15 protein-coding genes are annotated in these 12,319 nt (G+C 42.8%); 10 read left to right on the forward strand and 5 right to left on the reverse strand.

Annotation, left to right across the window (positions count from 1 at the left end; all coding sequences use genetic code 11):
- Positions 1-66 precede the first annotated feature (66 nt).
- Complete coding sequence (locus MSSIT_RS10625; protein ID WP_048172280.1) at positions 67-345, reverse strand: DUF5661 family protein; 279 nt, start codon at positions 343-345, stop codon at positions 67-69.
- Positions 346-551: 206 nt separating this feature from the next.
- Between MSSIT_RS10625 and MSSIT_RS10630 the strand changes: the two genes are divergently transcribed.
- The 4 genes from MSSIT_RS10630 (at position 552) to MSSIT_RS10645 (ending at position 6,008) form a co-directional block, all read left to right on the forward strand.
- The gene (locus MSSIT_RS10630) at positions 552-1,025 is read left to right on the forward strand and encodes a nucleoside deaminase (RefSeq protein ID WP_048172281.1); all 474 of its coding nucleotides are present in this window, start codon (positions 552-554) and stop codon (positions 1,023-1,025) included.
- Positions 1,026-1,383: 358 nt separating this feature from the next.
- Positions 1,384-3,801 carry a phosphoenolpyruvate synthase gene (gene ppsA / locus MSSIT_RS10635; protein ID WP_048172283.1) on the forward strand — a complete coding sequence of 806 codons (2,418 nt, stop codon included), beginning with the start codon at positions 1,384-1,386 and terminating at the stop codon, positions 3,799-3,801.
- 259 nt (positions 3,802-4,060) lie between these two features.
- Positions 4,061-4,255, forward strand: a complete 195-nt coding sequence (locus MSSIT_RS10640) for a hypothetical protein (protein ID WP_048172285.1) — start codon at positions 4,061-4,063, stop codon at positions 4,253-4,255.
- Positions 4,256-4,739: 484 nt separating this feature from the next.
- Positions 4,740-6,008 (forward strand): AlbA family DNA-binding domain-containing protein, encoded by a 1,269-nt coding sequence (locus tag MSSIT_RS10645; protein ID WP_048174688.1) that lies wholly within the window; start codon positions 4,740-4,742, stop codon positions 6,006-6,008.
- A gap of 74 nt (positions 6,009-6,082) precedes the next feature.
- On the opposite strand, the gene MSSIT_RS10650 is transcribed toward MSSIT_RS10645, so the two are convergent.
- Positions 6,083-6,721: a MarC family protein gene (locus MSSIT_RS10650; protein ID WP_048172287.1), complete on the reverse strand. Its 639-nt coding sequence runs from the start codon at positions 6,719-6,721 to the stop codon at positions 6,083-6,085.
- 340 nt (positions 6,722-7,061) lie between these two features.
- On the opposite strand from MSSIT_RS10650, the gene MSSIT_RS10655 reads away from it, so the two are divergent.
- From MSSIT_RS10655 to MSSIT_RS10665, 3 genes are all read left to right on the forward strand, one after another.
- Complete coding sequence (locus tag MSSIT_RS10655; RefSeq protein WP_148705408.1) at positions 7,062-7,262, forward strand: hypothetical protein; 201 nt, start codon at positions 7,062-7,064, stop codon at positions 7,260-7,262.
- A gap of 1 nt (position 7,263) precedes the next feature.
- The gene (locus MSSIT_RS10660) at positions 7,264-7,521 is read left to right on the forward strand and encodes a type II toxin-antitoxin system RelE/ParE family toxin (RefSeq protein WP_048172291.1); all 258 of its coding nucleotides are present in this window, start codon (positions 7,264-7,266) and stop codon (positions 7,519-7,521) included.
- Between the two features lie 348 nt (positions 7,522-7,869).
- Positions 7,870-8,286 carry a DUF4870 domain-containing protein gene (locus MSSIT_RS10665; RefSeq protein ID WP_052721611.1) on the forward strand — a complete coding sequence of 139 codons (417 nt, stop codon included), beginning with the start codon at positions 7,870-7,872 and terminating at the stop codon, positions 8,284-8,286.
- Positions 8,287-8,761: 475 nt separating this feature from the next.
- On the opposite strand, the gene MSSIT_RS10675 is transcribed toward MSSIT_RS10665, so the two are convergent.
- Positions 8,762-9,364 (reverse strand): hypothetical protein, encoded by a 603-nt coding sequence (locus MSSIT_RS10675; RefSeq protein WP_048172295.1) that lies wholly within the window; start codon positions 9,362-9,364, stop codon positions 8,762-8,764.
- On the opposite strand from MSSIT_RS10675, the gene MSSIT_RS10680 reads away from it, so the two are divergent.
- Positions 9,363-9,548 carry a hypothetical protein gene (locus MSSIT_RS10680; RefSeq protein ID WP_048172297.1) on the forward strand — a complete coding sequence of 62 codons (186 nt, stop codon included), beginning with the start codon at positions 9,363-9,365 and terminating at the stop codon, positions 9,546-9,548. The two genes, MSSIT_RS10675 and MSSIT_RS10680, sit on opposite strands and share 2 nt — an antisense overlap.
- Before the next feature lie 75 nt (positions 9,549-9,623).
- Here MSSIT_RS10680 and MSSIT_RS10685 read toward each other — a convergent pair whose 3' ends face one another.
- On the reverse strand, positions 9,624-10,235 hold the full coding sequence (locus tag MSSIT_RS10685) for a 30S ribosomal protein S3ae (protein WP_048172299.1): 612 nt from the start codon (positions 10,233-10,235) through the stop codon (positions 9,624-9,626).
- A gap of 519 nt (positions 10,236-10,754) precedes the next feature.
- Between MSSIT_RS10685 and MSSIT_RS10690 the strand changes: the two genes are divergently transcribed.
- The gene (locus MSSIT_RS10690) at positions 10,755-11,036 is read left to right on the forward strand and encodes a type II toxin-antitoxin system MqsA family antitoxin (protein ID WP_082088957.1); all 282 of its coding nucleotides are present in this window, start codon (positions 10,755-10,757) and stop codon (positions 11,034-11,036) included.
- A gap of 81 nt (positions 11,037-11,117) precedes the next feature.
- Complete coding sequence (locus tag MSSIT_RS10695) at positions 11,118-11,348, forward strand: ferredoxin (RefSeq protein ID WP_048172301.1); 231 nt, start codon at positions 11,118-11,120, stop codon at positions 11,346-11,348.
- Between the two features lie 84 nt (positions 11,349-11,432).
- On the opposite strand, the gene MSSIT_RS10700 is transcribed toward MSSIT_RS10695, so the two are convergent.
- Positions 11,433-12,305: a winged helix-turn-helix domain-containing protein gene (locus MSSIT_RS10700; protein WP_082088958.1), complete on the reverse strand. Its 873-nt coding sequence runs from the start codon at positions 12,303-12,305 to the stop codon at positions 11,433-11,435.
- Positions 12,306-12,319 lie beyond the last annotated feature (14 nt).

The following is a 12,319-nucleotide window of genomic DNA, read 5'->3' on the forward strand; positions in this document are numbered from 1 at the left end:
CAGTTCTTTGATGTCGAAGTAAGTCATAAAAAAATGAAATTCCGTTTTTTTTCTGTTTTTTAAATCTCAGTCTTCAGTTTTTTCCCAGTATTCCTCAGCTTCTTCTTCCATTTCTTCCAGCCTGTCATAATAGTCCGGAAACTCGTTAAGGTGAGCCAGAGCAATCTTTCCTGTCATTATGGGATCGTCGTTTGTGACGTTTGTTGCAGGGTCTCTGGTTCCGTGTTCCAGTTCTACGTCCATGCCTCTGCGGAACTGGTCAACATCGAATTTCTCCCAGGTTATTCCCAGCTGTTCCCCAACGGTTTTTGCTTCTTCAGCGGTAAAACTTTTGGTTGTCAACATTATCACTCCGCTTAATGGTTTGATCTGTTTTTGTACTTAAGGTTTATCCTGCGGAATGTCCTTTTTTTTGTTTTTTCTTTCGCAGGGAGTTTTTATTCTTATTATAAAGGCCCTTTATGTACTTAAATTCTATTTCCTGTCATCAAAGGGCATTTCCTGTCACCACATTTATCATAGATATGAATTTATGAATGAGGGAGCTATACATGTCAGAAAAAGATATCTTGTTTATGAGACGTGCCATTGAGCTTTCCCTCGAAAGTATGAAAACGGGGGGAGGGCCTTTTGGGGCTGTTATAACCAAAAATGGAGAAATCATTTCGGAATGCTGCAACCAGGTTACAGTACTTAACGACCCTACTGCCCACGCCGAGATCGGTGCCATAAGAGAGGCAGCCCGGAAATTGAACACCTTTGACCTTAGCGGATGCGAGATCTACGCTTCCTGCGAACCCTGTCCCATGTGTCTAGGGGCTATTTACTGGGCAAGGATTGATAGAGTTTTCTTTGCAAACACAAGGAATGATGCCGAAAATATCGACTTTGATGACTCCTTTATATACAGGGAAATTTCCTGCCCCTTCAAGGAAAGAAGTATCGAGTTCAGACAACTTCTTCGTGAAGAAGCCCTTGAAGCTTTCAGGGCGTGGGAAGCCCTCGAGGATAAGGTGGAGTACTGACTCTGCCAGGTGGACACCGAATCACCCTGATCGTGGATGTGCCTGTTTTTCTTTTTTCAACTCAATATTAAAATTAAAATAGATGCAACTGTATGAAATCCTGGCTTTTTTGATTTTTCCTTTTGCGTGAATACTGTTTTTTAATTTTCATTATGTAGGCAAACTGATTTCTTTCATTAGAGCATAATTATTATGGGGCTTTTAATTTTATCCGGGAAAGTTTCTGTTCAGGGGTTTAAGCCATACGTTTTTGGACAACTTTCCCACAAACCCATTAAATTTTAAATGTCTCGAAGTTTTAAATGTTTTGAAGTACTTGTCAAGTTCAAACAGGGCTTATGAGGGGAATTTGGGAAATATGCCTGGAGATAAAAACAAATACATCCGCTGGTTTGAAGAAACCACTATTGAGGACGTCCCGCTGGTTGGCGGAAAGAATGCTTCCCTTGGGGAGATGTACAGGGAACTTACTTCAAAAGGTGTGAGGATCCCTAACGGCTTTTCAGTTACTTCCGAGGCTTACTGGCACATGCTGAAGGCAGGAGGAATTCTCGAAAAACTGAAAAAGATAATGGAAGGGCTTGATACCTCAAATGTGTCAGACCTTGCAAAGAGAGGAAAGGCTGCAAGAGACCTGATTCTTGGTGCGGGACTTCCGGATGACCTCTGGGAGGAGATCAAAGTTTCTTACGATCGACTCTGCGAGCAGTACGGAGAGGACACGGATGTGGCTGTCAGGAGTTCGGCAACGGCCGAGGATCTGCCTACCGCTTCTTTTGCGGGACAGCAGGAGACTTACCTCAATATTCGGGGGTATCCCGGACTTCGGGACGCCTGTATACGCTGTTTCGCTTCTCTTTTTACGGACAGGGCCATTTCCTACCGCGTAACCAACAGGTTCGACCACTTCAAGGTAGCCCTTTCCATAGGAATCATGAAGATGGTAAGGTCGGACCTGGCTTCAAGCGGCGTGATTTTTACTCTTGACACGGAAACGGGTTTCAGGGATGTTGTTTTCATTACCGGAGCATACGGGCTCGGCGAGAACGTCGTGCAGGGGCAGGTAAATCCCGATGAGTTCTATGTCTTTAAGCCCACTTTCAGGGAAGGGTATAAGCCGATTATCCAGAAGAAGCTGGGGAGCAAAGAAATCAAGATGATCTACGGCAGGGGAGACTCAAAAGTCCTCACAAGGAACGTGGAGGTCCCTGAGGCTGAAAGGCTGCGCTTCTGTATCAATGATGAAGAAGTGCTCAAACTTGCCAGGTATGCGATCGATATTGAGGATCATTATTCTAACAAGTACAGGGAATCCAGACCCATGGATATCGAATGGGCAAAGGACGGAATAACGGGCGAACTTTTTATCGTGCAGGCAAGGCCCGAAACCGTCCAGTCTCAGAAATCAAAGGATGTACTGGAGACCTATGTCCTTGAAGATAAATCCGAAGTCCTTGCAAAAGGCAGGAGCGTGGGGGATAAGATCGCATCCGGAAAAGCCCATGTGATCCCCGATGTTTCCGATCTGCCTTCTTTCAGGCCCGGAGAGATCCTGATTGCGGATACGACCACTCCTGACTGGGAACCGGTTATGAAAACAGCAGCTGCGATTGTCACCAACAAGGGTGGCAGGACCTGTCATGCAGCGATTGTCAGCCGGGAACTCGGAATTCCTGCGGTTGTCGGAGCTGGAAATGCTACTGAAGTCCTTGAGACCGGTAGGAAAATTACCGTGAGCTGTGCTGAAGGCGAAGATGGACTTGTATATTCAGGGCTCCTCCCCTTCCATAAAGATACCATGAGCCTGAAAGACCTGAAACGCCCAGAGACCGAGATTATGATGAACCTTGGAAATCCTGAAAGCGCTTTTGCGTATTCCATGATTCCTAACGACGGGATCGGGCTTGCAAGACTCGAGTTCATTATCACAAGCTACATCAAAGTCCATCCTATGGCGCTTGTACATCCCGAAAAAGTCAAAGCTCAGGGGGAGCTCCAGGAGATCGAAGGGCTGACGCTGGGCTATGAGAAAAAGGAAGATTATTTTGTCGACCAGCTTGCAAGAGGAGTCGGGATGATTACTGCGGCTTTTTACCCGAAACCGGTTGTGGTCAGGATGAGTGATTTCAAGACCAATGAGTACGCAAGCCTCGTAGGGGGCAGCTACTTTGAAATGGACGAAAACAACCCCATGATAGGATTCAGAGGAGCTTCCCGTTACTTTAATGAACGCTACAGGGAAGGTTTTGCTCTTGAGTGCAGGGCTATGAAAAAAGTCAGGGACGAAATGGGGCTTACAAACCTTGTTCTTATGATCCCCTTCTGCCGGACCGTTGAGGAAGCGAAGAAAGTCATTGCCGAGATGGAGAAAAACGAGCTCAGACGCGGAGAAAACGGGCTTCAGGTTTATGTTATGTGTGAAATCCCAAATAACGTCCTGCTCGTCGACGAGTTCAGTGAATTCTTCGACGGTTTTTCCATTGGCTCAAATGACCTGACCCAGCTGACCCTGGGAGTTGACCGCGACTCCGAACTCCTTGCCGCGGAATTCGATGAGAGGGACACGGGGGTTATGAAAATCATGTCAATGGCAGTCCAGGGAGCTAAACGGAATAAAAAGCACAGTGGGATATGCGGGCAGGCTCCGAGTGATTTTCCGGAAATTGCAGAGTTCCTGGTAAAGGAGGGGATCAATTCGATTTCCCTTAACCCGGACTCGGTTATGAAAATAACCCTTAAGGTCCTCGAAACTGAAAAGGAGCTCGTAAGGCACTGAAAAAGATCCGATAAGAATCCAGAAACCCGTTGATTTGCTTTTTATAAGCTGATCCGATTTCCAGCCGGTAAATGTCGACGGCCTTTTATCAACAATCGCTGTTCAGGGGCTCTTGACCAGAGGACTATTGGTAGAAGCTGTGTACATTTGCAGGGTATAGTTATACCGGTATTAAAAATATAAACTTGCTGGAAAATCTATATATATGATGTAGTAAATACTTACCTTGAATGTGAAAAATTAAAGGAAGCAATTAATTATGCAGAAAATAACCAAAACAAAAATTGCTGGGGAGAAAAAAGAGCCGGAACATATGCTTTTTTTAAAAAGATGTCCGGAATGTCATTCCGAACTTGAAAACGATCTTTTCAGAGGATTTCAATACTGTAACGTGTGTGGGTATTGGACAAGAAAAGAAACTGTAAGGCTTGAGCCGATAATGATTATGGAGTGAGTTTAGATATGTTTGATTTTCCTCCAAAATGTGTCAGGTGCGGCACACCTCTTAAAAAACAGATAATTGGATCGAATAATTTTTACTACTGCAGAAAATGCGGGTGTACTTCCTCAGTTGGGTGTACTTCCTCAGTTACATCCGTAAGCGCATCCACTCAAACTGCAGTTCAGGAAACAGCTAACATTTAAGGCGCTGTTAAGAAAATCATATTTTCAAAGCCTTTAAAGGGCTAAACTGATCTTGATATCCTTTAAAGGGATATCTTGAGTTTTTCTTTTTATTCTGCTTTTTATTCTGTAACCTTTTACTTCCTGTTTTCCCTGTTTCCGGGAGAAAAATGAAATTTTAAGTAATTTGAAATGAAAAAGGTATATTGAAATGAAAAAGGTATATGAGCCTTAAAATTCAATACGCAACATCAATTTTAATAGTACGATCCTGAAGTAACTTTAACACCAGAAACCCTCTCTGTTTGATCCGCATGGTTGAAAAAGAAATAGATTCCTTATGCAATCAGTATGGTCTGAAGCCTACAAGCCTCTCTGACCTTATGCTGAAGGTCAATTTTCCCGAGCCTGACCTCGAATATGGCTTTGCCGAAAAAGAAAACTCTCTTTATCTCCCCCTTTATGAAGAACTGAATGCCACCAGTTCTCTTTCCGGGGTGGGTGGCAATTTTCAGGTTTATATCCAGCTGATTCTTGACCCCGAGAAAGCAAGTTCGGAATACCTTGCGGACTTTTTCAACAATCCCCTTGGCCTGAAGATCCGGAAAGCCTGGGAAGCGAGGGGCTTTATCCTGAGACCTGAAATCCGGGAATCCGAAGAACCGGTTGCGGTTATCTCCAAGGGTTCTGCCCTTCATGACATTTCCGGAAATTCTTCTTTTTCAGGAGAATCTGGATTTTCAGGGATTATTTCTTCCCTTGCAGCAAATGACAGAGAATTTTCAGGTGAAGCTCCGGATGAGAACATATGTGCGGAAACCGGAGAAAACACATCTGTACTTTCAGGCGCGGATGTTTCTCTTCTGCCAGGGATTTCATCGCTACCGGATGTGGATCTTTCTTCTCTTACGCACAGCAAACTCTACCTCCCCGACTTGCCGGTCCAGCTTGAGACCCTTAAAATCAAAGATATCACAAGAGAGCTTATTTCCCAGCTAAATTTGTTCGAGTGCAGGCTTTCAACCTATCCCAAGAGTATAACCCATATCCGTAGGAATCTCGAACTTATCCGGGAAGCGGTAAAGCTTGCAAATGATTCGGACTACATTCTGGAGCTGATCCGGAGGGGGGAGAGCAAGAAACTTGAGTTCAAGTCCACGCTGCGGATGAACCTTATTACCGGAAAGCCTGACTGGAATATCGAACATGCTGTCCTCAAGACTATAGTTGCTTACCTGAACACTGACGGTGGCGTTCTTCTCATTGGTGTTTCCAACAGTGGGGAAGTCCTTGGAATCAAAAACGACGATTTCCCTAACGAGGATAAGTTTCTTCTGCATTTCAAGCAGCTCATAAAGCAGAACATAGGCCTTGACTACGCTCCGATGATAGAGTATGCTCTTGTACATGTAAATGGCAAAAAAATTATGGAAATAGAATGCAGAAGAAGTGATGAAGCTGTTTTTCTCAAACCGGCTAAAAATGACGAAGAGTTTTATATCCGTATAGGTCCCTCAAGTGAAAGGCTTACAGGCAGTAAACTGATCGAATACGTAAACCGGCACTATAATGGAAAACTATAATGGAAAAACAGAGTGAGTAGTCCGTTTTCAGGATCTGAAGGTTTAAGAGTTCTGGACTCTCAAACCTGAAGGTTTCAAGCTTCCGGCCCGAATATATTTATTATTCCCGTGGAAGTCAGATCCACTGCTAAAGCTGCAAGCAAAAGTCCCATGAGTCTTGTGAAGACGAGCATTCCGTTATAACCTATGAACTTATGGAGTCTCCTTGAGAAGTGGAAGACGATCAAGCAGACGAGGAATGTAGTTATTATTGATACGAGCACAATTCCTTTTTGTTGAAAGCCGTCTGCCATTCCCATGAGAACGATAACCGTGCTGATCGTACCCGGGCCTGTCAGGAGCGGAAGCCCGATTGGAAAGACCCAGATATCTTCCCTTTCCTGGGACTGGGTAATCTCTTCTTCGGTAATGCTCTCCCTTGAGACCTTTGCCTGCATCATGTCAAATGCTATAGTGAAAAGCAGAATTCCTCCGGCAACCCGAAGCGAATCAACACTGATGCTGAATAAGTTCAGGATTATACTCCCGGTAATTGCAAAAAAGAGGGCAATTGAACATGCAAGAATCACTGCTTTTTTTGCAATCTCGTTTTTTTCCTTGCGGGTCATCTTACTTGTCAGGGAGATAAAAGTTACAACTCCGCCGACAGGGCTTACAACCACAAAAATGGATGAAAATACATAAATGAAAAAACCGAGGTTTTCACTTACCATTTTTTTTCTCCTGCTCCTTTCAATCTCCAGTTTTTCGGTATATTTTTGTCATGCTTATACATAATTATCTTTTGTATTTTAGTATATTTTTTGTATTTGTTTTTCTTAAAATTGAGATATAAAGGTTAAATCGATAAAATTGGTACGCGCCGAATATAATGTTTTCCATAAGGTCGGCTTGCACGATACTTTAATGAAGAAGTAAAGAGATTACTCTTTTCAGAAGACAGTTCTATTCTAAGGGATAGCTCGTGATGCATGGGATAGCTCGTGATGCCGCCTGCAAGCCCTGATTAGTAGCTAAGGTTTACAAATTATGTAATCAATGGCAGTGGTTCGGATGGCCGGGGAAAAAATTGATAAAAAAATCTTTGAAGAGCTTAATTTCATAAAGAGGCAGCTTGCAGAAATTAAGGAACATATGGTGGACATAGATGTCCTGCTCACCGCCGAAGAAAAAGAGCTTGTTTTCAGAAGCTTTGAAAACGAGGCCAGAGGAATGCTTGTACCGTTGAAAAGGCTTGAAGAAATGAGGCTTTGAAATGTTCGAAGTTTTTTTAGACATTACTGCACAGGATTTCATGAGAGGCGCAGATGAGGGCGCTCATTCCCGGGTCAGGGAAATCCTTGCAGAGCTTGCTTTTGATCCCGTGCCCCAGGGTGCAAAAAGAATAATCGAAAGCCAGGATAAAATTTTCCGGCTTCGCTCCAGGCATTTAAGGCTGCTTTATAGAGTGGATTACGAAAAATTAGCCCTCATAGTAATTAAAATTGAGCCCATAAGCCGCATGTACCGTTGAATCGAAACTGTTCATCTGTTTTTATATCTCTGGCTCTGTTTTTCTGTCTTTATATATTCTGCCTCTGTTTATCTGCCTTTAGATATTTTCCAGTCTTTCCGGTTTTCCTCTTTAATACCCATGACTGATAAGCCTAATTTTGATAAGAACGATTTTTGTATAATTAGAATTATAATTATGGTTGACTTATAGTTATGATGCTAAGTTGAAATTAAGGGTTGATTTGTGAATTGTAATTAAGTAAATCATATCTATCGGGAAAATTTTAGTTAGAATTTCATTTATGGGGGGTCTGTACTGAACGACGAATCGGAAATTGAGATTACATCTTCCAGAACGTCTCTTGGTTTGAAAGAAAATATTGAGGGAATTTTATGTTATTTTCTTACCTGGGTAACAGGCTTGATTTTCTTTGTGCTTGAGACTAAGAACAGGTTTGTCAGGTTTCATGCAATGCAATCTTTTCTGACTTTTCTGGTTCTTTCAATAGTTCTAAGTCCCTTGCAAGCTTTTTTTGACCCCGAACCCAATAGATTTCTGGATTATTTTCTGGTCAACCTCAACCCTGAATTGCTTCCTTACCTGATCATATACAATCCCAGCATAATTTCTGATTATTTACTTACCGGAATGTTGATTTTAAGCCTGATCCCATTTTTCCTGTGGCTTTTCCTTATGTATAAAGCATACAGGGAAGAAAGATACAGGCTGCCTGTAGTCGGGCCTTTTGCAGAAAAAGTAATCGAAAACATATACAAATCCTGAAGGGCAGATCCCCTGAAAAAGGAATCAGTTTCGGCTGTCTAACAGAATCAATATTTATATAATTAAAACTACTTTTTAATATTTAATGGAGTGATCCTGAATGGTGCGTATATTATCTTTAAATAACAAATCGATGGCAAAAGTCCTCGGGTTTATGTATCTGATTCTTGCTATTATCTTTTCGCCGTTCGTTCTTCTTATGGCGAGTGCAGAGGGATCTATCGGCCTTACTGAAAGTATACTTATAATGATAGTTTTTGTTCTCTTTTATGGACTTGCGGAAGAATCTTAGGTTTCCTTGCTGGTGTAATTTATAATTTTGTTGCAAAGAAAGTAGGCGGCATCGAAATGGAACTCGAAACTAGCTGAACCCGCTTCCAGAATGATGTAAAAGCTTTATTCTTCAATTATTTTTTTCTTGTCCCCTATTTTTTTCCATTTTCCTCTATTTTTTCCATTTTCCCCTATTTTTTCCTCAATATCCGAAAAAAGTTGAAAGTTTTGTCTGCTCAATTTTCCGGACCTCATCCTGTTGAAGTCCTTCTTTCAATGGTTCTTGTAGTTTGTCCTGTGCTTGTCCGGGTTTTACTTTTACGCAGCTTCCTGAAAAATCCTCTATATAATCCTCTATATAAGTGCTTTCTTTTTCCTGAGCAAGCGAATCCCTGTAATGCTGTATCGTCTTTTCCTGCCAGTTTCCGGGGAGAAGCAGAAACTTCATACCTCTTTTCTGCTCGTTCCATTCCCAGACTCCGGAATGATAATAAATAGCCGCTAACTGGCTTGCAAGCTGGGCATACGGGACATCTCGCCTTAGCCTGTACAGGAATTTACCTACACCTTCTTTTTCGGTTCCCAGATACAGCTTTGCTGCATTATTTGCCAGGGCCTTCCATTCCCTGTCCTGCATGAAATTCTGGAGTTTATCCAGGTGGTTGCAACTAACTTTGTCGATCCTGGGAAATCGGCAGTTTCTGAACTTCCTTTTTATGAAAATATTCCCCCGGCTATCTATCCGCCACGAAAAAACTTTTTCTCTTGTTCCAAGGGTGTGAGATTCGGACCAGGAGATAGCCATGGGGGTAAATCGGATTTTGAAATATAAAAAATTGTTTGTTGTCCGTGCAACTGTGCCTTTGCCCGGACTAAAAAGCGAAGCCAGGTCTCTCTTTTTCAGGAAGAAAATTATAAAAAAGAATTTCTACGGTTTAAAAGTATTGCATATTGAAAGGATTAAGAGTATTATACTTGAAAAGGTTTGAATGTATTATATATTGATTAAAATATATAATATTAGTCATCCGTTGCGGACGACCAATTTTCAAATGAAAAAGAAATTATGCTGCTGCGGGTGCAGGTGCAGCTTTGGGAATTGTTTCGACTTCGGTCTTCCTGATCTCGACTCTGCGGAGCGGGTAGATGAACTTGGCCTGCCTGTAGATAGCTGCGGAGAGCCTGCCAAGGATTGCTTCCTGCATAAAGGTCTCGAAGTCGGATTCTGATGCACGCTTTTTGACGATCTCAACCATCATTTCCCTGATGGCCTGCATCTGGCTTGAACGTGCCCTTTTAATGGTGAAGCAGGTCGGCTTTACGCGGATAACATAGCCGTCTTTGGTTTTAACATCGACATTTGCGTCGATCCTGGAAGTCTGCCTCTTAACGATTGAGCGGATATAGTCGGTTGTGAGTTCGTGGCCCATGAGGTCGGTTGTTGCAATGTCCCCAACTACGTTGTTGATCCTGAGAATGACCTTTGTGTTGTTCTTGGTCATGTCGTTGGTGAGCTCCCCCACAGTTGTTTCAACATTGCGGCCTACGAGCAGGGAAGGGTCTCCTGCCATTGTGTTTCCGACGATAGCCCTGTTTAAGTAAACCGGGGCTTCAATATTGTACCATTCCTTGGATTTCCATCCGTCAAGCTTTCTCTGTACTTTCTTTCTTGCCAAGTAATTCCTCCGAAGTATATCTCGTCTTGTGTAGTTTTGTCCTGCTTTGTCCTGATGCCCTCAGGCAGTCTCAGGTCTTTGTCTTCCGGATGCTCAGATGAGCCTTTCCATAATCAATGAGCGTGAAAGGTTTATTCAGGCGTTCCCGACAGCCTTGCACTGCCGAGGTTTCGCTCTATTGCAACCTTCTCCATACAATACAAAAATCTCTGAGCCTCTTAGCGTTTCCGGACTCGGGCCCCATCCCATCTGCCGACAGCCACAGGCTCCTGATAGTCAAAAATATGACCGGAAATCGGCCAGAAATTCTCAGAAATTAACGGATACTAACTAGTTAATGGCGCCACTATACACACCATTTCCATATATAAAGAAATCGGTCAGAAACACGTTCTGTCCTTTTGTTCATGCGTTAGGAGAGAAAAAAGAAACTAAAAGGATAAGGAAGTAGTTTAATCAGGTTAGAAAAAGACAAAGAAACGATAGATGAAGAGATTACATACTCAAAAGAGATCAAGAATGAAACCCTACAGGTGTGTTTTTTGCAAAAGCAAGCTGGTCAAAGGTAAAACCGAGTTCGTGGCAAAAGTCGGAGAGCAGATTATCGCCATTAAAGATGTTTCCGCCTATATCTGTGAAAACTGCGGGGAAGCGTATTATACTCCGGAGGTTTCAAGAAATGTCGACATAGTCATGAAAAGGTTCCATGAGTCAAAACTACTCCTGCATCCCGTGTATTTTTGGAGCCGGCTTTCTCGGCTAACCAGTTTTGTACGTTTGAATCATTATCAATATCTTTGACATTCATAAAATATCCTAACCTATAATTTATGTAGCTATAGGTGAATATACTGTGAGATAAACACAACGGGGGAGTAAAATATGGCTGATAAGGCAAATAAAGTTTCTGAAAATGTTCCAGGACCTTATTATTGTGACTATGAATGCATCGCGTGTAACCTGTGTGTGGATACATCACCAGAAAATTTCAAAATGAATGACGATGAATCCAATGCTTATGTATATAAGCAGCCGGAAAATGACGAGGAAAAGAGTGCCTGTGAAGAGGCACTGGACGCGTGCCCTGTTGAAGCAATAGGAAACGACGGCTGAAATAGCCCGGTTAATCTGAGCTTCTTTTTCTTGATTTTTTCCACCTGTTTTTTTGGTTTTCAAACGCTTTTTCTGGTTATGTCTTTATTCCGTGAGTTCGATTTCGGAATAGATTCTGGAGAGCCCCTGGAGGGTGGAATACCCCTTTCTTGTGATAATGTAGTCCCCGCGTTCGCTCCGCTGTAAAACCATGCCTGTGTCGAGCAGTTTCTGCAGGTGGAAGAGCAGGTTTCCGCCGCGAAGCCCGGTGAGTTTTGATAGTTCGGAGAAGGTCTTGCTTTCCCCAGAAAGGGCTTTCAACATCAAAAGCCTCTGTTTATTGGCTACGGGCTCGCAGACCTCGGTAACTATCCTGTCAGGCTTAATTGCACTGATATCACTTTTTTCACCCTTTTCTTCCCGATCCTCATAGATCTGAAGGGAGCGCATAAGTTTTACCTGTTTTTCAAAAAGGTTGCTTGCTTCTGAGATGCACTTGCTGCATTGAGGTTTTTTTGCTTCTTTCTTGAGCTTTTCAATCCTGTCCCTGTAGATTTTAACCGTTGCGGAATCGACTCTTCCTTTTCCGACAAGTCCTGCCGTTTCGTGTAAAATGTCTTTAAATGTCGTTTCACAGAGCTCCCTCATTCCGCAATCCCGCGTCATCTGGTTGCTCATCCGATCGCTTGCGTCCTCGCAAAGATAGTCAACCATAGGCCTCATGAAACTTTTTCGCATATCTTCAACCATACTATCAATATGTTGCTGGTTTGTCCGCTGCAGGAATCGGGAAAATTCGTTCCGGAGGGAGGTAACTTCTTCTTTTATGGAATGCAGTTCTTCGAAGTAATTGCTCTCAACATCATATTTCAAAAAATAGTCAGGAATACTTTCAAGTGGACCTATGGGTTCCCTGCTAGCTGATTGGTTCTTTTTTCCGCCCAGGTTCTGGCCCTCTGTCAGGGGTTCGGAGTTCATGTCAGGTACCTTCC

It is taken from the genome of Methanosarcina siciliae T4/M, from assembly GCF_000970085.1.
Classification (GTDB): domain Archaea; phylum Halobacteriota; class Methanosarcinia; order Methanosarcinales; family Methanosarcinaceae; genus Methanosarcina; species Methanosarcina siciliae.